The organism is Actinokineospora diospyrosa (assembly GCF_024171925.1).
In the GTDB taxonomy this organism is placed as follows: Bacteria; Actinomycetota; Actinomycetes; order Mycobacteriales; family Pseudonocardiaceae; genus Actinokineospora; species Actinokineospora diospyrosa.
In genome coordinates, this window is sequence record NZ_JAMTCO010000009.1 from 428,231 (window position 1) to 452,595 (window position 24,365).

The window sequence follows — 24,365 nt, forward strand, 5'->3', positions numbered from 1 at the left end:
GCGGATCGACCCCACGCCAGGCCCACCGGGCAGTGCCTAGGCGCTGAGGGCCCACCTGATCGACCCGACCAGGCAGCGGCCCGCGCCGCGCACCAGCGGTCCGTCCAGCCCGGGCACGTGCGGCACGCGCAACTGCGACCGCGCCCACGGCGGCAACGTCGCCAGCGCGTTGGCGGCGAGAACGGCGTACGGGACCCGCACTGGCAAGGGGATCGGCGGGGTGAGCAGCAAGAACCGGGCGGCGTCGCGGGCCTGCGGGGTCGAGCGCAACTCGGGCCGGAAGGACGCCAGCCGCTCGGCGAGCTCGGCTTGGTCGCGCGGCGGGTCGACGACACCGAGGGCGGCGGCCACCCGTGCCGTGTCGGCGACGTAGCCGTCGTACCCGGCCCGGTCGAGCGGGTGTTGGCCGTAGTGCTGGTGGGCGCGCAGGAAGCTGTCGACCTCGGCGACGTGCACCCAGGCCAGCAGGTGCGGATCCGCGGCGTGGTAGGGCTCGCCGCGGTCGGTGGCGCCGCGCACCGCCTCGTGGATCCCGCGCACCCGGTCCACGGCGGCCTGGGCGTCGGTCGCGGTGCCGAACGTGGTCGTGGCCAGGAACGTGCTGGTCCGCTGCAACCGGCCCCACGGGTCGCCGCGGTAACCGGAGTGCGCCGCCACCGCGGCCATCGCCAACGGGTGCAGCGACTGCAGCAGCAGCGCCCGCAGCCCGCCGACGAACATCGACGCGTCGCCGTGCACCACCCGGATCGGCCGGTCGGGGCCGAACCAGCGGGCGCCCGGGGTGTCGTGGATGCGCGCGCGCTTCGCCGGGCCGTCGGGTCCGGCCACCCTGGCGAACAGCCGTGCGCCTGCCACCCGCCGCAGCGGGCCGAACACGGGATCGAGACCCATCACGGCCACCTCCGACCGCCAGCCTATGCGCCAGACGGGTATCCGGCGCAACGGTGCGATCCGCGGGCACGACTAACAGGTGTGGCTGACGAACTCGCACGCTCAACCGCCCCGATCACCGTTGCGTTCTCCCACCTCGCCAAGGACATCGTTGCCGAGGTCGCGCCGGACCAGAGCGACTACTTGGCGGCGGTGACCGAGGCCGTGGAAGCCGGGGACCGCCGCGCACGTTTGCTGGGCGGCGCCGTTGGTTCGGGCGTCGAACCAACCGTGCTGGCCGAGCTCATCTACCCGCTGCTGACCGGCACGGTCGCCCAAGTCCTTGGTGCTGCTGGGTTCGCTGCGTTGCAGCGCCGGAAGTGGTGGCGCCGCAAGAACAAACGCGGCGTGCGCCCGAGCGCGACGATCAGCATCACCGCTGCTCAGGTCGCCCCGATGCGCGAAGCCTGTCTGGCTCACGGCCAAGTGCTCGGGTTGTCCTCGGCGGAGGCAACGTTGCTGGCAGACGCGTTGGAGCGGGCATTGTTGCGATCCCTGGACGACCAGTGAACACCGTGCCCCGGGCCGGGCTGTGGTGGGTCTACCTGTTGGTGTTCCTCGCCTTGGCGATCAACGGTGCCGGTGCCGCGCAGGCGTTGTTCATGACCAACGACCTCGGTGACACGCGGACCGTGTTGGCTTGCAGTGCGGCACACGGTATCTCGATGGCCGAACCATTGATTGTCAACCCCGTCCGGGATGGGGCCGCCTATGACGACTGCAGCCGCGACTACAACGTCGAACTCGGAACCACGATGGTGTTGGGCGCCGTGGCCCTGCCCGCCGCGGCGTTGCTGCTGATGGTGCTCGGCGGCCTCGCCGTTCGGCGGCGCTCGCGGCGAGGGCCGAACTCCTTCGAACTCGAGGCGCGCTTCGATGCTTTGTGCGTGAGCCAAGGACTTGTCGGACGTCGGCGACCGCGGTTGGTGCTGGCGGCTCGCGCGTCGGGGATTCGCCAGGCGTTCACGACCGGCCTCCCCGGCGCCCGCCCCTGGGTCGTGGTGCCCGAGGCATACGCGCACGTCGACCCAAACGAGTTCGAGATCGTCGCCAGCCACGAACTCGGCCACGTCCACGCCAACGATGTCCTGTGGGCCTCGGCGGTCTGGTGGACGGGCTGGCTTCCCCTACCCGTTCTGCTGTTCTCGGTTCTCGCCCTCTTCGAAGATCCTGACGCCGTGTGGAGCTTCTACGGCGAGCACTTGGTCGTGTCGGTGGTGACCGCAGTGGCCGTCTTGGCGTTGCGGGCGGCACTGTTGCGTCGCCGCGAGTTGGCCGCCGACCGGTACGCGGGGGAGGTGCTCGGCGACCCGCGAGCCGTGCGCGCCGTCTTGGTTGGCACCACCCGGAAGCGGCCGCTGTTCGCCGTGCACCCATCGGTTGCCGAACGCTCGACCTCAGGTGGACAACGGTGGGAGGGCGGCTTAATCGTCAGCGCTGTCGCGGGCGTGGTGGCCATGTTGTTCTACCAGGTCTGCCACTTCGTGATCAGGGCGTTCGCGGGGGCGACCGCGGACGCCTTGGTGATCACGGATCTGCCGTTGGCGCTCGGGTGCGTCCTGTGGGCCGCGGTGCTGATCCCCGCGTGGACCCGACGGGCCCGGGCGAGCGAGGCGGGCTGGATCGGGCCGCTGGCGGGTGCGGTGGTCGGTGTGGTGGGCGGGTTCGAGATCCAGGTCCCCGGTGCGGCCCCGTCGTTGCCCGTCGTGCTCGCCGAGGCCGTCGTCGAGTTCATCGTGTTGTTGGGATTGGTCGCGTTGACGGCCGCGGTCTTGGCGCGAGCGGTGGCGATCCGGTTGGCGGGCGCGACTGGTGCCGCGGCCCGGGTCGGTGCCACGCTCGCGGTCGCCTTCGTCCTGAGCAGTGGCATCGCCCTGGTCACTGGCGTGCTGTCGGCCACGGTGCTGTTCGACACGACGGCCATGGTGCGGCGGCTCGTGGTCGGCGAAGGTGCCGGTTCCAAGTGGATGGTCGCGGGTCTGGTTCTGATCGTCGGTCTCGCCCTGGTGTGGCGGCGCGCGGGTGGGATCTGGATCGCGGTGGCGGGCGCGCTCAGCGGTGGTGTCGCCGCGGCGCTGTTGTGGCTGCTGCGGTTCGAGCCGGACCAGTCCGAGGCCACCGATGTCGTGCTGGCCTACCAAGCGTGGTGGATCTGTGCCCTCGCGGGTTGGGTGGTCGTGGTCTTCGTCCTGCTCACCCACCGCGGCGAGCCCTGGGTGTCCGCGCTCCTGCTTGGCCTAGCCGCCGCCGTGGTCGCGGGGCTGCTCTGGTTCGTGATCGTCCGGCTCTCCGGCAGCGGCCACGGCTGGTCGGCCTTCACGGCGTCCCTCAGCCTGCCGTCGTGGCTCTTGCTGGTCGCGGTGTTCGCGACGGTACCCGTACTCGTGCTCGCGGCCCGCCATTCCCTCAACCCGTCCCCGCTCGCTTGGTCCGCCGCGACGCTCGCGGTCACCTCGTTGCTCGCCATCCTCATGACCACCGATTCGTTGTCCACCATCACCCTCGCCCGAAGCGACGGCGACTACTCCTTCACCACCAAGTACGACCCCCCACCGCCACCCGCCGCCAACCCCAACGCCACCCGCCCCCTGACCCCAACCGACGTCACCGCCGCCATCTCCGCGGCCGCCGCCACCCTGCCAGCCGGGACGGTCGAGGTGCCAACGCCCCCAAGAAGCGCAGGCCCGGCCACGATCCCGTCGACCTGCCAGGAAACGATCCAACGCAACAACGCGGCCGAGGCCGCCACACCCCACAACGCCGACCAAACCCGAACCTTCACCGTCCCCATCGAAGGCATCCCAGACGGCGTCGAAGTCCAGATCCACCTCACGTCCTACAAAACCGACCCCCACGTCCTCACCAACGTCGACGAAGCCATCCACGTCTGCGACCGCTACGCCTTCCCCACCCCCACCTTCGACAACGGCGTCATCCGGGCCCGGATGATGGCCCGAACCCCACCCCCATCCCCGCACCCAACCCGCGTCCTCGCCAACCTCGCCTACGGCACCAAGAACTCCATCCGCCGCCACGCCATCGGCCAAACCCACTTCACCACCCCCGGCAACAACGTCATCGAGATCAGCATCCTCTGGGCCTACCTCGCCCTCCCACCCCCACCCACCGTCCTAGCCACAGTCGACCGAATCCCCAACGACCTCACAACCCACCTCCTCGCCAGCTTGTGAACCTTGGTCGGAGCGGAAGTGCCCGTTTCGCTGGATGGATTGGCCCGACTCCTGAATCACCGGTCCTGACAGGACGGTGGCAGGTCGGCAAACCTCCAAGTCCCTCCACCAGAGACGGTCCTGACAGGACGCTTGAAGGGGCCGTGAAACACAAAAGTCCCCTCCCTGGAGCTGGGAGGGGACTAGCTGTGGCCTTACTTGGTGGCGAGGGCCTTGAGGCCGGCGTAGTCGCCTGCGCCGAGGAGGCGGCGGGAGGTGTCGCAGGGGGAGCTGGCGGGGGTCATGGTCTGGGTGGCGTTGTTGGTCTGGTCGACGTGGCCGAGGCCGGCGGTGTGCAGGCGCTCGTGGGTGAGGGTGGTTTCGAGGTCGTACTGCTGGCCGGTGCAGTTGGCGGGCTTGGTGGTGAACCAGGTGTAGGCGACGTTGTCGATGAGGGTGTCGGAGGCGATGACGACGCCCTTGGCGTTGTAGTAGGTGCAGGTGTAGGCGAGGACCTTGGTGGGGAGGGTGCCCCAGCCGGTCACCGACTTGTTGTCGTTACCGGTGCACGTCGCGGTGGCCGAGACCTGCGGCTTGAGGGTCGTGGTGCCGCCGTAGGTGTAGGTGGAGGTGGTGAGGTTGGCGAGGCCGCAGCGGTTGGTGCCCTTGGCGACGGTGTTGGTGGAGGCGGTGATGGCGCCCAGTGCGGTGGAGGCGATGTTGGCGGGGACGCCGGCACCGTTGTACAGCCAGTTCAGCGTGCCGACCTTCCAGGTCTTGAGGGCGTAAGTGGTGTCGGTGCACTCGGTGGCGGCCGAAGCGGCGGTGATGGCGGCGGTGACGGCGTCACCCTCGTCGTAGGTGAAGGCCTCGGCGACGACGTAGACCTGGTCGTCGGCGGTGGCCTGGGAGGTGACCGGCTGGCCGGCCAGGATGACGGTAGCGGCGGCCAGGGTGGTGGCGGCGAGAGTGGTGATCGAGCGGCGCATCCGGTGCTCCCTGGTCGGTCTTGGCTGGTTGACACAAGATTCGAGCCCGGCGGGAGCGGGTCGGGTGCGGCAACGGGTGCGACTCGGGTGCACGGCTTACCCGGCACCGCGCGCTGCCGAAACTACGCGGCTCCACCGATCCGACGTCCCCCACACAGGCGGCCACCAGCCGCCGACCACGGCCCACCGTGACGACCGGCACCACACAGGTGAGCAACCCGGCCAAAGCCCCGCCAAAGCCAGGACAAACGAGACCGCCAGGTACCGGCGGGCCGCACCCGAGCCCTACCGCGTGGCGAGCGCCGCCAGCACCAGCGGCCCACCAGCCAGAACGAGCAGCAGCACCAGGTTGGTCTTGCGGTAGAACACCAGCAGGGCCACGAACTCCCGCAGGAACGCGCTGGGCACGAAATAGGACGCCGTCCGGGCCCCGACCACCGTCAACCGCAACCGCAGGCGCCGAGACAGCACCGCGGTCCGGAACACGTGGTAGTTGTTCGTCACCACCACCGTCTTGCCCGTGTGCCCCTGCTCGGTCAGCAGCGCGGTGCTGTAGAGGAGGTTCTGCTCCGTCGTCGTGGCCTGGTCCTCCAGCACGACCCGGTCCGACGGCACGCCCCGCTCGAGCAGGTACCCGCTCATCGCCTCCGCCTCGGACACCAGCTCGTCCGCACCCCGCCCACCGGAGACGACGACCACCGCGTCCGCGCCGTGCTCCCGGCACTGCACCGCGCGGTCCAGCCGGGCCCGCAGCAGCGGCGGCACCTTGTCCCCGCGCAGGCCCGCGCCCAGCACGATGATCGCGTCGGCCTCGACCCGCTTGCCCAGCGTGCTGTAGATCGCCGAGTACGCGACCAGCGCCAGGAACAGGAACGCGAGGTACCCGGCGACCAGCGACACCGAGGTCGCCGCCGCCACCAACCAGGGCGACCCGCCGAGGGCCAGCGCGAGGACGGTCACCCCGACCACGCCCAGCGCGCCGACCCCGGCCAGCAGCGACAACAGGTTCGCCAGGCGGTGGCCTTCCCGGCGCCACATCACCACCCCGTTGGCGATGAGCGCCAGGGGCAGCACCAGGACGACCAGCAACCCGACCACGACGGCGACCCAGACCAGGACGTCGCGCAGCGACCGGACGTCGGCGAGCACGAGCAGCAGCCACAGCGCGCCGAACACCGCGGCGATCCCCAGCCACACCGCGTTCCCCAGCCGTCGCGGCTCGCGGTACACCCGGTAGCCGAACACCAGCAGGGCCACAAGCGCCAGAACTCCGAAGACCATGATCCTCCGTGGCCGCCCGTACCCCTTGCTGCGGCGGGGCCACGGGTCGCGCCGGTGCGGTAGCGTCGGGGGCATGACCGTAGCACTGCGCGAGTTCCCGATCCTGCGCGGTGTGTGCCGCGCCATCGCCGACTCCGGCGGCGAGCTGGCCGATCTGTCCGATGTGGAGCTTTTCGAGGCCGTCGTCGCCGCGGCCGAGTGGGTCGGTGACCCGATCCCGGTCGACGAGCGGTTGGCCCCGCTGGCCGCCGCGGTGGGCGAGCGGTTGCGCGCGGGCTGGTTCGCCGAGGTCACACCGGGGCGGGAGCAGGCGCGCTTCAGCGCGGTGGCCGAGCCGATCGACATCGCGCTGACCAGGCCCCCGCTGGACAGCACCGCGGTCATCGACGACAAGCCCAGGGGAGCGTGGTGGACCTCGTCGCGGCTGCCGGACGGGACCAGCGCGTGGTCCCGCGCGGAGACCGTGCTGGGCACCCCCGAGAGCCGGGCGGCGGGTGACGACGCCACCCGGCAGGAGCGGTGGTGGACGGTCGACACCGCCTCGGCGCGGATCCACCGCATCGAGTCCACTTCGGACTACCTGGAGCTGCTCGAACGCCACCCGTTGGCAGGCAGCGCGGTCCCCAGGGTGGACTGGGTCGCCGCCGCCACCGAGTTCGACGCGGTGCACCTGTCCGCCGCCGGGCTCGTGCACACCCAATCGGTCCCCGTCGAGACCAGCCGGGGCACGACCGCCCTGCGCGGCTGGAACTGCGAGTCGACCGCGTGGCTGCGCGCACCCCGCGCCGAACGCGCGCCAATGGCGCCCGCGTCATCGCGAGCGCCACTGGCCTGATCGACCTCAGCAGCCGACCACGTTCACGTCCGGGCCGTTGGTGTGCACGTTCACCGGCAGCCACGGCACCTGCGTCGCGCTGCCGTAAGCCTCCCCGTGCATGACCCATCCGTTGTGGCACTCGCCCCAGGCGGCGTTGGACTTGATCTGGTTCTTGCCCGAGTTCGACACGTCGCCGCTGTCACCGACCAACTGGTACTGCTGGTACCCGGTGCGCAGCCACAGCTTCACCCGGATGGTCATGCCGGTGACCTGCTGGTCGCACTTGAGCACGCCGTGCACGTTCGTCGCGCCGGGCACGGTGTGCGACCCGTGTGGGTAGTCGACGCTGACCGAGCAGTTCGGCGCCGCGGTGGTCGTGGCGCTCGCCGCGGTCACCGGGACCAACACCCCCACAGCCGCCACCGCCGCGGCCACCAGCACACTCGCTTTCCTCACAGGGAGTTCCTCCTCGTCGTGTGGTTACCGGTCCAGTAGACGGCCGCCGCGCCGCCCGTGGGCCGCTGGCCAGGCGATCTGGCAGAGGTCCTGGTGAACCTGGCAGTCCTGCCGGGTCGGATCCCTTGCGGCCGTGAACCTCTCCGGCCGATCCGGCTACACACCCGGTGACCGCACAGACTTCGGCAGGAGCGACCATGACACCGACCACGGAAGTACCCACCGTGGGCACCCGCGACCACCCCCCGCTGCGCACCGTGGTGCAGGTGGAGTTGAGCAGACTGCGGCACGGTTTCCTCGCCTGGTACACGGTGCTCGCCCCGATCGTCATCGCCATCCCGCTCTACCTCGGCTCGCTGTTCTCGCCGGAAGGCGCCTCCGGGCAGACCTGGCAGACCTTCAGCAACGTGACCCTCGAGTTCTGGGGCGTCCTGGTGCCGATGACCGCGGGACTGGCCGCGACCCTCTCGGTGCGCGCCGACCAGGACGCCTGGCGCATGTTGTTGTCCTACGCCGTCCCGCGCTGGCGGTACTTCGCGGGCAAGTTCGGCGCGTTGGCGGTGCTGGGCCTGGTTTCCAGCACCGTGTTGGCCGCCGTCCTCGCCGCGGGCGCCCTGCTCAACGGCACGCTGGCGGCCTCGATCGGCGTCGTGCTCGCCGCGGCGTACCTGCCGTGGGTGGCGGGTCTGGCCAGCACCGCGCTGGCCCTGCTCGTGGCCGTGCGGTGGGGTTTCGGACCGGGCATCACCGTCGGCGTCGCCGGGTTGCTGTGCGGCGCGCTGACCGCGGACAAGGTGTTCTGGTACCTGATCCCGGTCGCCTGGCCGATGCGGGTGATCCTGCCGATCGCGGGCATCGGCCCCAACGGCATCGCGCTGCCCGCGGGCAGCCCCCTGGCCGACCACGGCGCGATCCCGGTGGCCCTGGGCCTCTCCGCCGTCCTCACCGCGCTCCTGCTGCTGCTCGGCGGCGCGCACATGAACCGCAAGGAGATCTGATCCCATGACGACGCTGGAAGTCTCCGCCCTGCACAAGCACTACGGCGACCACCGCGCCCTCGACGGCATCGACCTCACCGTCGGCCAGGGCGAGGTGTACGGGCTGCTGGGGCCCAACGGGGCGGGCAAGACCACGCTGATGAAGGTGGTGCTCGGCCTGCAACGACCGACCAGCGGCCACATCCGGCTCTTCGGCGAGCCCTACCACCGGTCCGCGCTGGCCCAGGTTGGCGCCCTGGTCGAGGTGCCGGGGCTGTGGCCGCACCTCGACGCCGACGCGCACCTGCGGGCGCACGCCCGCCTGCGCGGCGTGGACCACCGGTGGATCGACGGGGTGCTCGAGCAGGTGCGGCTGGGCGAGGTGCGCCACCGCGCCGTCTCGAAGTACTCCCTGGGGATGCGGTGGCGGCTGGGCATCGCGATCGCCCTGCTGGTCCGCCCCCGGTTCATCGTCCTGGACGAACCGACCAACGGGCTCGACCCGGTGGGCATCCGCGAGATGCGCGCGCTCATCCGGACCCTCGCGGGCGCGGGGACCACGATCATGGTGTCCAGCCACCAACTCGGCGAGATCGCCCAGGTCTGCGACCGGGTGGGGGTCCTCGTGGCGGGCCGGACGCACTACGAGGGCCCGGTCGACGGTCTCGCTGTGGACGGTGACCTGGAGGCCGGGTTCTTCCGCATCATCGACAGCGTCGGCGGCGGCGTGCGCTGAGCGGGCTCGACCGGACCAGGGCGCACGCGCAGGCGCCCAGCCCGGCCTCGGTGCGGGCATCCCCCCAGCCGCACCGAGGCCGCCCGCTCAGCCTGGACCGATCGACCGCCGGGTGGGCACCACCCGCGCCTTGTGGCTCGCCGCGTTCATCCGGTACCGCAGTTCCGTCCGGCCCGCGACGCCCATGTCCTGGTAGAGACGCCGGATCCGGCGGTACATCGAGCGTTCGGAGCAGTAGAACTGCTGCGCGATGGCGGAGATGCTCGTGGTGCCGCACAGCATGCGCACCAACCTGCCGTCGTCCTGGCGGGCCACCGGCGTGTCGCCGTCGTAGGTCAGCGCCGGGCCCACCGGGGCGCGCGCCGCGGGAACGGCGGCCGAGCAGGTGGTGAGCACCGCGTCGAGCTGCTTGTCGGTCGGCAGCCGGACGTTGAGCACACCGCTGGCCCCCGCGGAGATGGCCAGGAACGTTTGGTGCCCGCTGATGTCGTTGACCACGGCCAGGATCGGTACCAGGCACCGGCTGCGGCGCAGCGAGCGCACCAGTTCGCGGTCCGGTTCGCTCGCCGCGGGCACCAGCAGCGCCGGGATGTCGACGAGGTCGGTGAACAGCGCCTCCGGCTCGTCGAACCGCACGACGACACCCGCCGCGGCCCAGTCGGTCACGGCGTCCGCGAGTTCGGCGCGCAATCTGTGGTGCGCGGCCAGGACCAGACCGCGCCATGCTGAATCCGCCACAGGGCCCCCATTCCCAAGCGTTCTGCTTCTGCTTTGCCCGTGCCCTACAAGACTACTCCTAGGAGTAGGGTTGGTGAGCGGCAGAATGGGGACCAGGAACATTACCAACTGATGGCTTTGATATTTCCTTGACGCCTTACCCCGGGTTGTGCCCGAACTGTGCCCGCAGTGGACATTGTGGACGGATCGATGTCAGATCACGGCTTGGTGCACAGTTTGATCCCGGTGCTCAGCAACGCGCCGAGGCTGATCTCCTGGCCCTGGCTGCCCTCGGCGCGCAGCGGATCGATTTTCTGCGCGCCTGCGGATTCCGCCTTCTCGTTGAGCGCGTAGGTCGTTCCGTCCGGTGTGATAAAGACGACCTCCGTCTCGTTGCGGCATTCCACAGTGCCCTCGTTCACGGTCAGCGGCCACAGGTAGCCGAAATTGGCCTCGGACACCCTTTGCGTGCTCCCCTCCGGGGCGGGCAGCGGCACGGTGGAGGTCGTCTGGGGATCGCTGCGGCCCGCGGCGCACCCGCCAAGCGCGAGCAGCGCCACCGCGGCGGCCACCGCGACCTTGGGCACGGCGGCCTTGGGCACCGCCGACTTGGACACCGTGGAACCGGTGCGGGACAACGTCATCGTCGGGTCACCTCGTCGCTTTCGTCGATTCGCTGGACTGCAGGAGGGCCACGTAGCCGTCCTCCAGGGTCGGGGTGATCACCGCGGCGCCGGGCGGCGGGTCGCCGACCACGCGGTACTCGGTGCCCGCGGCGTCGGTCACCGCGTTGACCACGGTGCCCTCGGTCGGCGGCGTGCTCGAGCGCAGCAGGTAGGTGCGGCCCGCGGCGGCGTCGGTCAGGCCGGCGGTGCTCCCGTGGTAGCGCAGCGTTCCGCCGCTGAGCACGCACACCTGCGGACAGGTCTGGGCGACGTCGTCGAGGATGTGCGTGGACAGGATCGTCACCCGGTCGCCGCCGAGTTGGGCGAGCAGCGCGCGGAAGCGCATGCGCTCGTGCGGGTCCAGCCCCGCGGTGGGTTCGTCCACGACGATCAGCCGGGGGTCGCCCAGCAGCGCCTGCGCGATGCCCAGGCGGCGGCGCATCCCGCCGGAGAGCATGCCCACCCGGCGGGACCGGTGCTCGGTGAGGCCGACCTGCTCGAGCAGGTCGGCCACTTGGTGCTCGCGGGCGCGCTTGTCGTCGATCCCCTTGAGCAGCGCGATGTAGTCCAGGGTTTCGCGGGCGGTGAGGTCCGGGTAGAGCGACAGCTCCTGCGGTAGGTACCCGAGGACCCGCTTGAGCGCGGTCCGCCCGCTCGAGGTGGCGAGGTCGTGGTCGCCGACGAGCACCCGCCCGGCGGTGGGGCGCAGGATGCCGGTGAGGATCCGCATCAGGGTGGTCTTGCCCGCCCCGTTCGGTCCGAGGAGCCCGGTCATGCCGGGCTCGATGCGCAACTCGACCCCGTCGAGCGCGGCCTGCCCGCCCCGGTAGGTCTTGCCGAGGCCCTCGATGACGATCCTCACTGGACTCCCTCCTTGGTTCGCACGCCGTCGCCCGTCGCCCGGCCACCCGCGCGCCAGGCGACGACCACCCGGGCGGCGAGGAAGAACAGCACGGCGCAGGCGAGCACCAGCACCAGGTTGAGCACGGCTGTCCCGGAGCTCGCGGCCGGGCTGAGCGGGCCGCTCTGGTCGCGGTCGGCCCAGATCCCGCGGGCGCCGAGCCAGGCCACCGCCTGGTAGCCGCCCAGCGGGGAGAGCACGGTCCCGGTCGGTGTCGGGATCGGCACCACGGCCGGGCTCAGCTGCGTCGCCCAGAACCAGGCCGCCACCACCAGCACCCGCGCCAGCGCGACCGGCAGCAGCAGCCCGAGCAGGCAGGCGAACGCGGTGATCGCGACCGCCGCGGGCAGCACGACGGTGAGCGCCCCGACCACGGCCACCACCAGCGGCGACACCTGCCCCGCCTGGACCGCGACCACCGCGCCGAGCAGCAGCACGACCAGGAACACCGGGGCCAGCGCCACGCCGAGCGCACCGGCGAGTACCCCCGACATGCGGGTCGTGCGGCGGGCGGGCGTGGTGTCGAGCAGGTCGGCCAGCCCGGGGCGGGTGTGCTGCGTCAGCCGCCCGGCGAGCGCGACCCCCACCCCGACGACGGCGAACGTCGTGACCACCAGCACCGCCGTGCCGACCCGGCCCGCCGGGTCGGCGACCCCCATCACCGCGGGGGAGGACAGCGCCAGCAGCACGGCGAGCGCGGTGAGCGGCGCCAGCGACAGCCACAGCACCCGCCCCCGCGCGGCCATCCGCGCCTCGTACCACGCCGAACCCCGCAGCGCCGACCAGGTGCCGCTCATCTCCGTGCCCCCTCGCTGAACTCGCGTCCATAGCCCAACAGGTGTGCCGCCCGCGCGGCGAGCACGACGGCGAGCACCAGGTCCACGGCCACCCGGACCCCGAGCGCCGGCAGGACCCGCTCGAGCACGAACAGGTCGGCGAACCACGCCGCCAAGACAACCGTGGACGCTCCCGCGGTCGAGCGCAGCGCCACCGCCGCCCACGCGCCCACCCCCATCAGCAGCACCGCCAGACCGCACACCGCCGCCAGCCGCGCGTAGCCCGCCGGGGCGGGCAGCAATGCCAGCGCCAGGGCGACCGCGCTCAGCAGCGTGCTCCCGCCCAGCAACGCGACGCGGCGGGCGAAGGTGGTCGGCAACGGTGTCGGCAGCGTGGTGTGCAGTTCAACCGCGGGTTCACCGGCGACGACCGCGGCCGTCGCCAGACCAGCGACCAAGGGCGCGAGCACCCGGGCGAGCCAGTCGCCGGTGAACCCCGCTCCCGGCGCCGCCAGCCCGGTGACCAGCAGCGCGATCGCCAGCAGTGGCGGCGCGGCGAGCAGGTGCCTGCCCGCGCGGCGCGCCTCGTACCGCCACACCCGCACGTCGTTCACACCTGGGGTGTAGCCGCCGGGCGCGCCGCGGTTCACGCCGGTTCCCACCGCCGCGCGGGCAACTGCCGGACCTGGTGGGTGGCCAGGGCGAACAGGGCGAGCGCGACGACCACCGTCCACGGCGTGGTGCCCCACACGTGCGCGAAGACCCGGCCGAGGCGTTCGGCGATGCCGCCGCGCGACAGCGAGGTCACCGACCCGAGGCACCAGAGCGCGACGGCGGCCGCGGCGCCGACACCGGGGGAGTAGCGGACCGCGCAGACGACCGCGGTGGCCGAGGCGAGCAGGGACTGGCCCAGCCACCCCGCGACCAGGTCCGGCACGCCCGTGCCCACCCCTGCCGCGTGCACCGCGACCGAGCAGCCCAGCGCGAGCAGCACGTCCACCGCGAGCACGAGGACGAGCCGGGCAGCGAAGACGGTGACCGGCGAGATCGGCAGCGCGTGCAGCAGGTCGGTGCGCGGGTCGGCGCGCCGGGTGCAGGTCGCGAGCGACCCGAGCAGCACGGTCAGCACCACGACGGCGGCGAAGCCGTGCGTCGCCATCCGCGGGTCCGGGGTGAGCAGCGCGATCGCCGTGGCCGCCGCGAGCCCCAGCACGCTCGCGGGCAGCAGCAGGCGGGGCATCAGCCGCGCCTGCCACCGGACCAGCAGGGCACCGGTGCGCCAAGCCCGGACCCGCCGCGGGGTTTCGGCCGGACGGGCCTCGGTTGCACGGGGGGCGGGTGCGGCGATGGCGGGCAGCAGCAGCGAGTCGAACGGGGGCGGCGCCAGCGGGGGTGCCAGCGCGTCGGCCGCCAGCCGGGTGGCCGCGGTGAGCCGCTGCCAGGACTCCCACCGCAGGCGGCACTCGGCGCAGGTGGCGACGTGCTGGGGGCGGTCCTGGCCGCGCAGGTCGTCGTCGGCGAGGTGGGTCATGGCGTGCTCCTGGGAGCCTGGGACGGGCTGAGCCGACCGGCCAGCCGTCGTCGGGCGTGCGACATCCTGCTCTTGACGGTGCCGACCGGGATGTCGAGCGCGGCCGACACCTCCGGGTAGGACAGGTCCTCCACGAGCACCAGCACCAGCACCTCCCGCAGGTGTTCGGGCAGCTCCGCCACCGCGGTGGCGAGCGCCTCGCGTTCGACCCCGGCCAGCACCCGGTCCTCGACACCGGGCGCCTGGTCGGCGAGCTCGGCCGCCTCGTCGAGGTCGGTCTCCACCGGGGTGGCCTTGCGCAGCCGGTTGTGCGCCTGGCGGCGGGCCACGCCGTAGAGCCACGCGCGGGCCGAGGCTTCGCCGCGGAAGCTGCCCGCTGACTGCCAGACTGCCAACCAGGTCTCCTGCAGGATCTCCTCGGCGACCCCGGCGTTGGCCGTCAACCGGCGCAGCAGCCGGAAGATCCCGCCGCTGTGCCGGTCGTACAGGCCGCGCAGGGCGTCCTGGTCGCCACCCGCCACGGCGGTCATGAGCTGCTCGTCCGACCCCACACACACCTGTGTAGCAGGTGCCGCCCGCGCGGTTCACGGCTGTGGCGCCGGTCCCACCGCCGGGTGGCTGCCGCCCCGGCTGACGTGACTGCCAGTTGTCCCCTACCGCCTTGAAGCGCCGCCCGAGCAGGGGTTCTGTGGATGTCGGTGGCCAGTCGAGGCCACCGCCGCGCGGGGAGTGACGGAACCGGGGCGCAGGCAGCGCGCTGGGGACCGACGAAGGAGACGCCATGCCAACGATCGAGATGACCGCCCCTGCCGGGGCCGAGCTGGACCTGTTCGACCTGGACCTGGAGGTCAGCGTCGAGCAGATGTCGCTGACGCCCGCCATCACCAGCATCTCGCTGTGCACCCCCGGGTGCACCAGCGCTGGCGGCGGCAGCAACTGCAGCTTCTGCTGCTAAACGGTGCGTCGCGCCGGGTCGGGGGGACGCCCCCGGCCCGGCGCCACCCGACTCGACCCCTGGGGGCTGACCGATGGACCCGCTGTTGCGAGCCTGGCCGGTGTTCCTGGTCCGCGCCCCGCTGGTGCCCGAGGCGGGCGGACCCGGTGTCGCCGACCAGGACGACCACCTCGGCGTGCTGCGCGCCGCCGTGGCCGACCCGGTGCTGACCGAGGCGATCACCCTGGCCAGCCCGACCCTGGGCGCGGTGCTCGCCAGGGTCGCCGCGGGCGGGGCGGCCGGGCTCAAGGCCAAGCAGGTGCGCCGGGCCGCGCTCTCGGTGCTGCGCTACGACATCCGGACCCGGACCCGCCCGACCCCGTTCGGCCTGTTCGCCGGGGTGAGCGCGGGCGGCTTCGGCGCGCCGCAGGTGCTGCGCGGCTCGGCGCACCGGCACCGCACGCACGTCGACATGAGCTGGCTGGCCCGGGTCGTGCACCGCGCCGAGGCCGACCCCGGGGTGCTGGCCGGGCTGCGCGTGCGCGCCCACCAGGCCCTGGTCCACCGCGGCGACCGGGTGGTGCTGGAGACCCCGTCCGGGCTGGGCGCGGTGCCCGGGCAGACGACCCGCTCGTTCGTGTCCGCGCGCCGCTCCCCGGTCGTGGCCGCCGCGCTGGCGCTGGCCGCCACCCCGATCGCGGTCACCGACCTGGTGGCGGTCCTCGCCGAGCGGTTCGCCGGTGGCGCGGCCGCCCCGGCGGCGAAGCTGGTGCGCTCGCTGGTCGAGCAGGAGTTGCTGATCACCGACCTGCGCCCGCCGCTCGACGGCGGCGACCCGCTGCGCCACGTCCTGTCCCGGCTGCCCGAGGGCGACCTGCGCACCCGGCTGACCGAGCTGGACCGGTTGCGGGAGAAGTACGACGCCCTCGCCCCCGGTGAGGGAACCGCGGCGCTGGTCGAGCTGGTCGACGCGGCGCGGGAGGTCGAGCCGTTCGACACGCCGCTGCACGTCGACACCCGGGTGGACCTGCGGGTCACCGCGGCGGAGGCGGTGCGCGAGGAGGTCGAGCGGGCCGCGACCGTGCTGTGGCGGCTCTCGCCACCCCGGTTGGGCATGCGGCCGCTGCGCGGGTTCCACGGCCGTTTCCTGGAGCGCTACGGCGCCGACCGGCTGGTCCCGGTCCTGGAACTGCTGGACACCACCCGGTCCCTCGGCGCCCCGCCCGGCTACGAGTGGCCCCCGAGCGAGGCGGTGGCCGAGACCGCGGCCGAGCCGTCGAGCACCCGGCGCGATCGGGCGGTCAGCCGGTTGGTGCTGGACGCGTCGCGCACCGGGTCGCGCGAGGCCGTGCTGACCGACGAGGTGCTCGCCGAACTCGCCCACGACGACGCCGATCCCGCGGATCTGCCCAACTCGTGCGAGCTCTACGTGCACGTGGTCGAGCGGGCCGATGGCGACTTCCGGGTCGTGCTCTCGCCCAGTCCCGGGTCCCACCACGCCGGGGCGACCACGGCCCGGTTCCACGACCTGCTCCCGCACTGGCCGCACGAGCCGCACCCGGTGCACGTCGAGGGGGCGGTTCTCGCGGACTTGGCCTTCACGCCGCGGTCCGGTCGCGCGGCCAACCTCGCGCACACGCCGCCGACGACCGGGCGGCGCATCGCGGTCGGGCTGCCGGACGCCCCTGGCGTGGAGGAGATCCCGCTGGCCGAGGTCGCCGTCGGCGCGACGCTGGAGCGCCTCTACGCGGTGCACGTGCCGACCGGCCGCGAGCTCGTCCCCGTGCTGCCGAACATGGTCAGCCCCGCCGTCCAGGCGCCCAACGCCATCCGCCTGCTGTTCGAGCTCGGGATGGAGGGGCAGCGGCTGTGGGAGCCGTGGAACTGGGGGCCGATGGCGAACGCGCCCTTCCTGCCCCGGGTCCGCTACGGCCGGTCCATCCTCGCGCCCGCCACCTGGCGGCTGGACGAGCTGCGCGGCCACGACGACGAAGCCGACTTCGACGCGGGCCTGGCGCGGTGGCGCGAGCAGTGGGCCGTGCCCGACCGGGTGCTGCTCGTCAGCACCGACCAGCGGCTGCTGGTCCACCTGGACAACCGGTGGCACCGGCGGTTGCTGCGCGACGAACTGCGCCGCGACCCCGACCTCATCGCCCAGGAGGTCGCCGGTGGCGACGAGACCGTCGGCGACGGCCACACCCGCGAGCTCGTCGTCGCCCTGGTCCCGCGACCGCACCGGGCACGGCCGCCGCACGTCGCGCACGTCGTCGACCGCCCCGCGCGCTCACCGCTGGCGGGGGACTGGCTGTACCTGCTGGTCCACGGTTCCCGGCAGGGGCAGGACGACCTGCTGCGCGACGAGGTGCCCGCGCTCGTGCGACTCGCCGCCGACACGGGCGCCGACCGGTGGTTCTTCATCCGCTACACCGACGCCGACGGCCACCACCTGCGGCTGCGGTTCCACGGCGACCCCGCCCTGCTGTGGTCGCGTCTGCTGCCCGCGGCGAGCGCTCTGCTGGCGCGGTGGCAGGAAGACGGGCTCGTGGGCGCGCACCGGGTGCAGCCGTATGAGCCGGAACTGGAGCGCTACGGGGGTATCGACGCGCTTGAGGCGGCGGAACGCGTCTTCTGCGAGGACAGCGCCGCGGCCATCGCGTTGCTGCGGTTGGCCAAGAGCTCCCCGTTCTCGTTGGACGCCTTGGGGGCGATCTCGGTCGCGTCGTTGGCGCACGCCTTCGGGCACCCGCCGCCGGGGACGCCGTGGATCACCCCCACCGGGGAGGCGGCCGAGTCCTGGCTGACGATCACCGGCACCCGGCGCGACCTGCCGCAGGCCTACCGCGCCGACCCGGCCCGTTGGCAGGGGTGGATCGACCCGGCGGCCGGGTGGCCGGGGCTGGGCGCCGATGGCGCGCCCGTGCTCGCCGCGCTCGCGGCTCGGGACGCGGCGGTGCGCGACTACGCACGGCTGGTCGCCGATCTGATCGCCGAGGGGCGCAGCGCCGCACCGTTGGCGCGCGTGGTCGGCAGCCTGCTGCACATGACGTGCAACCGGCTCCTCGGCGGCTCGTCCGAGCGCGAGCGGGCCGTGCTGGGCATCGCCAGGGGAGCGGTGCAGGACAACGGGAACAGGCGGAGGCACCGAGCATGACCGGCGCAGCGCAACGACTGTCCACAGCGGAGGCGGTGGCGCTGGTGGCGCACCGGCTGGCCGACCCGGACGCGGTCGCCGCGATCGCCGACCGCCCGGACAACGTGGAGCCGATCTACGGCGCGTCCCAGTGGGGGCCGCTGACCCTGGCCAACGGCCTGCCCGGCATCGCGTTGCTGTACGCCGAACTGGCCGCCACCGACGACCGCTGGTCCGCGGTCGCGCACCGGCAGGTCAGCCGGGCCGCCGAGCTGATGTCGTCGCAGGCCGCCAACGGGCTCTACGCCGGACCCGCCGCGTTGCTGGCCGCTGTCCTCCGACTGCAACCGCACTACGCGACTTTGCGCCGCAAGCTGATCGCGTGGGTGGCCGACGACCAGCGGACCCGACTGGAGGCGTGCGCGGCGCGCCGGGACCTGGGCGTGTCCTGGGCGCACTATGACGTCGTCAACGGGCTTTCCGGTACTGCCCGGTTGTTGCTCGACGCCGGTCCTTCGGTGCATGGGGTCGTCGAGGATACCTTGCGGTACCTGGTAACCCTGTGCGAACCGATCACTGTGGACGGTGTGCGCGTGCCCGGGTGGTGGGTGCCCGCCGAGCTGCAGCCGGTCGCGCGGGACGCGGAGCAGTACCCGCGCGGGGACTTCAACCTCGGCCTGGCACACGGCATCGCGGGCCCCCTGGCACTGTTCGCCGCCGCGCTCGACCGCGGCCACGAGGTACCACGCCAGCGCGACGCCATGCGCCGGATCGCCACCTGGCTGCTCGACCGACGCAAGCACGACACGGCTGGCGTCTACTGGCCGTGCAGGCTCTCCTGGGACGAGGAGACACACCCGGGACCTGAGCCGGTCTTCACCCGCGCAGCCTGGTGCTACGGCGCCCCTGGTGTTGTCTCCGCAGTGCACCAAACGGGCCTCGCCCTCGGCGAATCGCAGTGGTGCGCCGCCGCCGTCGAGGGCCTACGGACCACTGTGGACCGTCCAGAGAACGAGTGGAACCTCGACGGCCCAACGGTATGCCACGGCTACGCGGGCCTACTCCAAATCGTGCGCCGAGTCGGCACAACCTCCGGCGACCCCGCACTACTCGCCGCCATCCCCGGTCTGGTCGACCGCACCCTCAGCTACGCCACCCCCGACGCACCGTTCGTGTTCCCCCACCTCGTGCCGGACTCACCCCTGGGCAGACACGCCGGCACCGGCTACCGCCGCCTCAACGTCGCCGGAATGCTCGAAGGCGCCGCCGGGGTCGCCTGTGCCCTGCTGCCCTCAGCCGGGGCCTGGGACACCGCCCTGATGCTGGCCTGAGGAGAACACCATGCCCACCCCACCCGCCCAGCCCACCCACCCCAACCCGCCACCCACCCACTCCAGCCCACCCGCCCAGCCCGCGCACGCAAACCCGCCCACCCATCCAAGTCCGCTCACCCCGCCCCGCAAGCTCCTGCTGGGCGTCAGCGGGTCGGTTGCTGCGCTTGGGTTGCCCGGTTACCTGTATGCGTTCCGGGCCGCGGGCGTCAGCGAGATCATCGCTGTGGTCACCACCTCCGCCCTGCAGTTCTTGCCGGTGACTGGGTTGGCGGCGTTGTGCGACCGGGTTTGCACCGACGGCGACTCGTCGCTCGGCCATGTTGCGCTGGCTCGGTGGGCTGAGCACACGCTGGTGCTCCCGGCCACCGCGCACCTGCTCGGCTGCCTGGCCAACGGGTTGGCCCCCAGCCTGCTGGCGACCACCCTGCTCGCGGTGGACGGCCCGGTCACCCTCGCCCCCGCGATGAACGCGGCGATGTGGCGGCGGCCCGCCGTGCGGCGCAACGTCGCTACCCTGCGCGCCGATGGCCACCAGGTCATCGACCCGGTTCCGGGCGCGGTCTACGAGGTCGCCAGCCGCGCCGTGGTGGCGGGCATAGCGGTGCCGCCGCCCGCGGTTGTGCTTGAGCGGATCAGCGCGTGAACGCCGCGTTTGACGTGCGTGACATCGTGGTCCGCTACGGGCGGCGCACCGCGGTTGACGGGGTGTCGCTGAGCGCCGCGCCCGGCACGATCGTCGCCCTGCTGGGCCCGAACGGGGCGGGCAAGTCGACGCTGCTGCGCGCGGTGTCCACCGCCGTGCCGCCCGACGAGGGGCGGATCGAGGTGTTCGGCCACGACGTCGCCCGCGACCCGGTCGCCGCGCGCGCCCGGATCGGGGTGGTGTTCCAGGAGCGCACCCTCGACCCCGACCTGTCGGTGTGGCGCAACCTGTGGTTCCACGCCCGGCTGTTCGGCCTGAGCAGACCGCGCGCGCGGGCCAGGATCGACGAGGTGCTCGAGCGGTTCGGGCTCGCCGACCGGCGCGAGGACACCGTCGCGCAGTTGTCCGGCGGGCTCGCCAGGCGCCTGGAGATCGCCAGGGCGCTGGTGCACCGGCCGGGCCTGGTCGTGCTGGACGAGCCGACCACCGGCCTGGACCCCGACGCGCGCCGCGACGTCTGGGCCGACCTGCGGCGCCTGCGCGACGAGCACCGGGTCAGCGTCCTCTACGCGACGCACTACCTCGGCGAGGCGGAGCTGGCCGACCACATCGCGATCATCCACAATGGAGTCGTCGTGCGCCGAGGATCGCCTGCAGAGCTCAAGAGCGGGTTAGCTGCCTCGGCCCTTCGACTATCCACTGAAGACGATGCGAGCGCGGCGCGACAGCTGTCCTCGGCCGGGTTCGACGCGCGGGTGTCGGTCGAGGGCGTGTCGGTGCGCTGCGCCCGACCGGAGAGCCACGTCGCCGAGGTCGTGCGCGCGGTGTCTGTCGCGGTTCGCGAGGTGGCCGTCGTGGCGCCCTCGCTCGACGACGTCTACTTCGCCACCACCGAGGGGAGTTCGACGTGAGCGGCACCGCCATCGCCGACGTGGGCCGGGCACTGGGCGTGGTCGCCGCCCGCGACCTGCACCGGCAGGCCCGCCACCCCGGAGTGCTCGTCGCGCAGGGCGTGCAGGTGCTGTTCTTCCTGCTGGTCTACGCGATCGGGTTCGACGGGATGATCGGCTCGGTCGACGGGCTGCCGTTCAGCGCGTACGTCTACCCCGGCATCGTCGCCATCCAGGTGGTGACCCTCGGGGTGAGTTCCGGGCTGACCTACGCCTTCGACCGCGAGTACGGGATGCTGCGGGAGATGCTCGTGGCGCCGGTTCCCCGGCTGTGCCTGCCGTTGGGCAAGGTCGTGGCGACGGCGGTCCTGGCCGGTGGGCAGGCCGCGGTGATGCTGGCCTTCGCCCCGTTGCTCGGGTTGCCGCTGAGCCTCGTCGGTTACCTCGGCGGGGTGCTGGCGTTCGCGGTCGTCTGCGTGGTGTTCGGCTTGGCGGGTGTGCTCCTGGCGACGCTCGTCCCCCAGGTGCAGACGCTGCAGTCGGTGGTGCAGATGGCGATGTACCCGCTGTTGTTCCTCTCCGGTTCGGTGTTCCGCCCGGACGCCGGGCCGGGGTGGCTGTCCGCGGTCATGCGTATCAACCCGATGACCTACGCGACGGACGCGATCCGGCACCTGCTGATCCCCGGGCACGGCGCGTTCCCGCTGTGGTTGGACCTCGTGGTGCTCGCCGGGCTCACCGCGGTGCTGGCCACCGTGCTGCGCTGGAAGGTGGGCCGGTGAAGCAGATCGATTGGCTGACCGACAACCTGGCCTGGTTCGACCCGGCCGTGTGGGACGAGTTCCTGCCCGCCCGGCCGTTCCCCGGCGGCCCGCTGTTGGAGCTGCTCCTGCTGTGCGACACCGTCGACTGTGGACCGTTGACCGGTCGCGCCCTGGAACTCGCCGACCGGATCACCGCGACCGACCGGTTCCGGGCGGGTTTGTACCGCGGTGACGCTCTGTTCACCTACCACGTGTGGCTGCTGGCGCTGATGGGCCGCCTCGGTGCGCCGTCCCCGTTGCTCGGCTCGGCCCAGGCACTGCTGCACGCGGGTATCCGACCACCGCTGGACGGGGTCGCGGCCCTGGAAGCGCGCTACGCCAACGACCTGGCCGGGTTACGCAGCCCGCACCTGCCGCCGCTCGGGCACCTGTACCGGCGCTGGCGGGAGGGCCAACACCTCGACCCGTTGCGGATGGTCGGCCCCGAGTGCTACGCCCTGACCCACGCGGTGTTCTACGTGACCGGGTTCGGCCGCGTCCCGTTGCCGCCAGATGCCGAACTCGACCGCACCGCGCGGTTGCTCGCGGCTGCCCATCTCGCCACCGGCGACCACGACCTCGGCGCGGAGCTGTTCCACACGGCGTTGCTGGCGGGCGGCCCGGCCGGGCTCGCCCCCGCGCACCACAGGTTGACGCGCGCCGTCGACCCGGATGGATATGTCGCGGGTCCGCTGCACAACCCCTCGATCCTCGCCAAGCTCACCGGCCGCAAGACCCAGGCATACCGGTTCGGCACCGGCTACCACACCACCCTCGTCACCGCGCTCGCCCTGGCCGCATGGCCCGCGCATCCGCCAACCGGCAGGGCCGTCGACGAGCTGTCCACCGCTCTCGTCCTCGCTGTGCGCGATCGCGATCTCTCCCGCACCGCGAGCCTGCTGCTCACCGCGGCCGCGGCGAACAAGAACGACCCGACGATCGTCGCGGCCACAACGTACCTGCGGTCGCAGCGCCAACCGGACGGTTCCTTCGGGATCCCGGCCGATCCCGACCTCACCGCCACCTGCGTGGCCGCCTTGGCGGCCGTGCACCGGAACTGACGCACGTCCGCCCGAGGCGGCAAGTCGGGATCCGCAACCCCAGTCGGGGTCGGTAGGGGTGGTCCGCACACCCCGTACCGGAGCTTGACCACTTGGGACACGACCGTCTACGCGCGCGGGCGCGCAGTGATCATGTTGACCCCCAAGGGGATCTGCGACCGGACCGCCAGGCGCCACTGTGGTCCACCGGGTCGCGTGAGCCCTCTCGACCAGCCAACACCACCGGTGGTCCGACCAAAATAGAGCAAACAGCCTTAACCGCTAGGCGGTTCGCCCCCACCCCCGCGCGCCGTTCGACCGCGCGTTGCCCATGTGGGCAACCCAAACCTGCCCCATGGGGCGATCCATCGGATCGGTCGTTGACGCCCGACACGCCTCGGGCCATGCTGGGAAACAGCGGGTTAACCGATCTTCGGGGGGCAAGATCAGGCATTGTCGCGCTTTTTCGGTCAGTTGATATCTTTCTCTGTTCCGGACTGCCGCGCGTGCGGTGACGCGGGTGGATCGAATTCGGCGGTACCGCGATCGCGGGAACGCGCCGTCATCGTCTGACAACAACGAGACCTAGGTTCCGGGCGCCCCGGTGTGCCGCGTCCAGCGGCCCGGTGCGCACGGAACCCTCTGGTGGGCGCCGTGACCCTGGGCAGACGGGGCGGCGGCCGCGGTCCTCGGCGACCCCTGCTGGGATCACCGGGGTGTGGATGTCCGGCGCGCGCCGAGACATCCGGTTCGCCGTGCCGGTCGGCCGGTCGGGAAAAGGGAACAACGCACAGGAGGATGATTTCCCTTGCTGGATCTGGACATGATGACAACGCGACTCAAACCCGGTTTGGGAAAGGTGAACCAGCGCTGGGTGAGTGCGTTGCCCGATCAACTCGCGGCGTTGGTCGGCGAGTGGGAACTCGACCTCGGCGCGGGGTTCGACTCCGGCGCGACCTCGGTGGTGCTCGGCTGCGCCGGACCGCTGGGCGACGCCGTGCTCAAGCTCGCGCCGGACCCGTACGCGCTGGCCGAGGAGGTCGCCGCGCTGCGCCAGTTCGCCCCGAGCGGGCGGGTTCCCCGGGTGCTCGCGACGGCCAGGGGCGCGGTGCTGTTGGAGGCCATTCGGCCGGGAACGCTGGTCGAATTGCTCCCGCAGGCACCGACACCGGTCGAGTACGCCCAGTTCCTGGGAGAGTTGCACGCGGCGGGCGATCCGGCGAGCGCCCCCCGTGCTCTTGGCGATTGGCTGGAACTGCTCTACGCCACCGGTGAGCGCAACGGCGCCGACGTCGCGCGGTCGCGGCGGATCACCACGGGCCTGCTCGCCGACCCGGTGGACCCGGTCCTGCTGCACGGTGACCTGCACCTGGGCAACGTCCTCGCCTCGGACGCCAGGGGGATGGTCGCCAAGAACCCCACGGCCTGCGCGGGTGATCCGTGCTTCGACGCGGCGGACTTCGTGCTCGAGGGCTGGGACCGGGCGGCCATGGTGTGGCGCCGCGACGAGCTGGCGCGGGCCGCGGGCCTGGACGTCGACCGGTTGGACGCCTGGTGCCGGGCACTCGCCCCGCTCGGCGCGGCCCGGTCACCGATCCCCGACCGGGTCACCGAACTGCTGGCATTCGGGCGCGGTGAGTACTGA

24 protein-coding genes are annotated in these 24,365 nt (G+C 72.5%); 13 read left to right on the forward strand and 11 right to left on the reverse strand.

Translation table 11 applies throughout. The features are described 5' to 3' along the window. Window positions 1-36: 36 nt before the first annotated feature. Window positions 37-891, reverse strand: a complete 855-nt coding sequence (locus tag LV75_RS20080) for an oxygenase MpaB family protein (RefSeq protein WP_253888480.1) — start codon at window positions 889-891, stop codon at window positions 37-39. 81 nt (window positions 892-972) lie between these two features. Between LV75_RS20080 and LV75_RS20085 the strand changes: the two genes are divergently transcribed. After that, the gene (locus tag LV75_RS20085; RefSeq protein WP_253888481.1) at window positions 973-1,440 is read left to right on the forward strand and encodes a hypothetical protein; all 468 of its coding nucleotides are present in this window, start codon (window positions 973-975) and stop codon (window positions 1,438-1,440) included. Then, window positions 1,437-4,121, forward strand: coding sequence for a M48 family metalloprotease (locus tag LV75_RS20090; RefSeq protein WP_253888482.1), 2,685 nt, complete (start codon window positions 1,437-1,439; stop codon window positions 4,119-4,121). Before LV75_RS20085 ends, LV75_RS20090 begins: the two co-directional genes overlap by 4 nt. A gap of 194 nt (window positions 4,122-4,315) precedes the next feature. On the opposite strand, the gene LV75_RS20095 is transcribed toward LV75_RS20090, so the two are convergent. Both LV75_RS20095 and LV75_RS20100 read right to left on the reverse strand, forming a co-directional pair. After that, window positions 4,316-5,089 carry a peptidase M10A gene (locus LV75_RS20095; protein WP_253888483.1) on the reverse strand — a complete coding sequence of 258 codons (774 nt, stop codon included), beginning with the start codon at window positions 5,087-5,089 and terminating at the stop codon, window positions 4,316-4,318. Between the two features lie 285 nt (window positions 5,090-5,374). Further along, a complete protein-coding gene (locus tag LV75_RS20100; protein ID WP_253888484.1) occupies window positions 5,375-6,370 on the reverse strand; it encodes a YdcF family protein in 996 nt (331 codons plus the stop codon). A gap of 73 nt (window positions 6,371-6,443) precedes the next feature. Here LV75_RS20100 and LV75_RS20105 point away from each other — a divergent pair, with 73 nt between their 5' ends. Beyond that, a complete protein-coding gene (locus LV75_RS20105; RefSeq protein ID WP_253888485.1) occupies window positions 6,444-7,205 on the forward strand; it encodes a hypothetical protein in 762 nt (253 codons plus the stop codon). A gap of 6 nt (window positions 7,206-7,211) precedes the next feature. On the opposite strand, the gene LV75_RS20110 is transcribed toward LV75_RS20105, so the two are convergent. Then, entirely contained in the window at window positions 7,212-7,643 is a 432-nt protein-coding gene (locus LV75_RS20110; RefSeq protein WP_253888486.1) for a hypothetical protein, read from the reverse strand. Window positions 7,644-7,840: 197 nt separating this feature from the next. On the opposite strand from LV75_RS20110, the gene LV75_RS20115 reads away from it, so the two are divergent. Continuing rightward, window positions 7,841-8,641: a lantibiotic immunity ABC transporter MutE/EpiE family permease subunit gene (locus LV75_RS20115; RefSeq protein WP_253888487.1), complete on the forward strand. Its 801-nt coding sequence runs from the start codon at window positions 7,841-7,843 to the stop codon at window positions 8,639-8,641. A gap of 4 nt (window positions 8,642-8,645) precedes the next feature. Then, window positions 8,646-9,356, forward strand: coding sequence for an ABC transporter ATP-binding protein (locus LV75_RS20120; protein ID WP_253888488.1), 711 nt, complete (start codon window positions 8,646-8,648; stop codon window positions 9,354-9,356). Between the two features lie 87 nt (window positions 9,357-9,443). On the opposite strand, the gene LV75_RS20125 is transcribed toward LV75_RS20120, so the two are convergent. From LV75_RS20125 to LV75_RS20155, 7 genes are all read right to left on the reverse strand, one after another. Beyond that, window positions 9,444-10,094 carry a hypothetical protein gene (locus LV75_RS20125; protein WP_253888489.1) on the reverse strand — a complete coding sequence of 217 codons (651 nt, stop codon included), beginning with the start codon at window positions 10,092-10,094 and terminating at the stop codon, window positions 9,444-9,446. A gap of 197 nt (window positions 10,095-10,291) precedes the next feature. After that, entirely contained in the window at window positions 10,292-10,717 is a 426-nt protein-coding gene (locus tag LV75_RS20130; protein ID WP_253888490.1) for a DUF2511 domain-containing protein, read from the reverse strand. Window positions 10,718-10,724: 7 nt separating this feature from the next. Then, entirely contained in the window at window positions 10,725-11,600 is an 876-nt protein-coding gene (locus LV75_RS20135) for an ABC transporter ATP-binding protein (protein WP_253888491.1), read from the reverse strand. Next, a complete protein-coding gene (locus LV75_RS20140) occupies window positions 11,597-12,436 on the reverse strand; it encodes a hypothetical protein (RefSeq protein WP_253888492.1) in 840 nt (279 codons plus the stop codon). Before LV75_RS20140 ends, LV75_RS20135 begins: the two co-directional genes overlap by 4 nt. Next, window positions 12,433-13,029 carry a hypothetical protein gene (locus LV75_RS20145; RefSeq protein WP_253888493.1) on the reverse strand — a complete coding sequence of 199 codons (597 nt, stop codon included), beginning with the start codon at window positions 13,027-13,029 and terminating at the stop codon, window positions 12,433-12,435. Before LV75_RS20145 ends, LV75_RS20140 begins: the two co-directional genes overlap by 4 nt. Window positions 13,030-13,061: 32 nt before the next feature. Beyond that, complete coding sequence (locus tag LV75_RS20150) at window positions 13,062-13,946, reverse strand: hypothetical protein (RefSeq protein WP_253888494.1); 885 nt, start codon at window positions 13,944-13,946, stop codon at window positions 13,062-13,064. After that, window positions 13,943-14,476: an RNA polymerase sigma factor gene (locus LV75_RS20155; protein WP_253888495.1), complete on the reverse strand. Its 534-nt coding sequence runs from the start codon at window positions 14,474-14,476 to the stop codon at window positions 13,943-13,945. The genes LV75_RS20150 and LV75_RS20155 overlap by 4 nt, the downstream gene beginning before the upstream one ends. Window positions 14,477-14,727: 251 nt before the next feature. Between LV75_RS20155 and LV75_RS20160 the strand changes: the two genes are divergently transcribed. From LV75_RS20160 to LV75_RS20195, 8 genes are all read left to right on the forward strand, one after another. Continuing rightward, a complete protein-coding gene (locus LV75_RS20160) occupies window positions 14,728-14,901 on the forward strand; it encodes a gallidermin family lantibiotic (RefSeq protein ID WP_253888496.1) in 174 nt (57 codons plus the stop codon). Window positions 14,902-14,974: 73 nt separating this feature from the next. Continuing rightward, window positions 14,975-18,031 carry a lantibiotic dehydratase gene (locus LV75_RS20165; RefSeq protein ID WP_253888497.1) on the forward strand — a complete coding sequence of 1,019 codons (3,057 nt, stop codon included), beginning with the start codon at window positions 14,975-14,977 and terminating at the stop codon, window positions 18,029-18,031. Continuing rightward, complete coding sequence (locus LV75_RS20170) at window positions 18,028-19,341, forward strand: lanthionine synthetase C family protein (protein ID WP_253888498.1); 1,314 nt, start codon at window positions 18,028-18,030, stop codon at window positions 19,339-19,341. Before LV75_RS20165 ends, LV75_RS20170 begins: the two co-directional genes overlap by 4 nt. A gap of 10 nt (window positions 19,342-19,351) precedes the next feature. Next, window positions 19,352-19,987, forward strand: coding sequence for a flavoprotein (locus LV75_RS20175; RefSeq protein WP_253888499.1), 636 nt, complete (start codon window positions 19,352-19,354; stop codon window positions 19,985-19,987). After that, on the forward strand, window positions 19,984-20,898 hold the full coding sequence (locus LV75_RS20180) for an ABC transporter ATP-binding protein (protein WP_253888500.1): 915 nt from the start codon (window positions 19,984-19,986) through the stop codon (window positions 20,896-20,898). Before LV75_RS20175 ends, LV75_RS20180 begins: the two co-directional genes overlap by 4 nt. Continuing rightward, complete coding sequence (locus tag LV75_RS20185) at window positions 20,895-21,659, forward strand: ABC transporter permease (RefSeq protein ID WP_253888501.1); 765 nt, start codon at window positions 20,895-20,897, stop codon at window positions 21,657-21,659. The genes LV75_RS20180 and LV75_RS20185 overlap by 4 nt, the downstream gene beginning before the upstream one ends. Further along, window positions 21,656-22,741: a DUF6895 family protein gene (locus LV75_RS20190; protein ID WP_253888502.1), complete on the forward strand. Its 1,086-nt coding sequence runs from the start codon at window positions 21,656-21,658 to the stop codon at window positions 22,739-22,741. Before LV75_RS20185 ends, LV75_RS20190 begins: the two co-directional genes overlap by 4 nt. A gap of 853 nt (window positions 22,742-23,594) precedes the next feature. Then, a complete protein-coding gene (locus tag LV75_RS20195; protein WP_253888503.1) occupies window positions 23,595-24,365 on the forward strand; it encodes an aminoglycoside phosphotransferase family protein in 771 nt (256 codons plus the stop codon).